This is a genomic window from Kangiella sp. HZ709 (assembly GCF_009674675.1).
In the GTDB taxonomy this organism is placed as follows: Bacteria; Pseudomonadota; Gammaproteobacteria; order Enterobacterales; family Kangiellaceae; genus Kangiella.
On the sequence record NZ_WKJC01000008.1, the window covers coordinates 1 to 358 of the forward strand.

At 59.8% G+C, this 358-nt stretch carries 1 protein-coding gene; it reads left to right on the forward strand.

Annotation, left to right across the window (positions count from 1 at the left end; translation table 11 throughout):
• On the forward strand, positions 1-358 hold a 358-nt coding region (locus GJS41_RS11370; RefSeq protein WP_195758390.1), incomplete at both ends, for an Ig-like domain-containing protein.

The window sequence follows — 358 nt, forward strand, 5'->3', positions numbered from 1 at the left end:
TACCGGCGCTTCGGTTGCGGGTAACGACACCTTAGGCGGTGACGGCGGCGACTTAGCGACCGCGTTCAGCTTGGATACCGACGTGTCTAACGGCACCTTGACCTTCAATGCTGACGGAAGTTACGACTACAGCCCGGATGCGAACTTCAACGGCACCGACAGCTTCACTTACATCATCACCGATGCTGATGGCGACACGGACATCGCGACCGTAACCATTACGGTGACGGCGGTGGATGACACGCCAACGGCGACCGCTGACAGCAATACGTTGGCAGAAGACGGCTCGATTACCGGCGCTTCGGTTGCGGGTAACGACACCTTAGGCGGTGACGGCGGCGACTTAGCGACCGCGTTC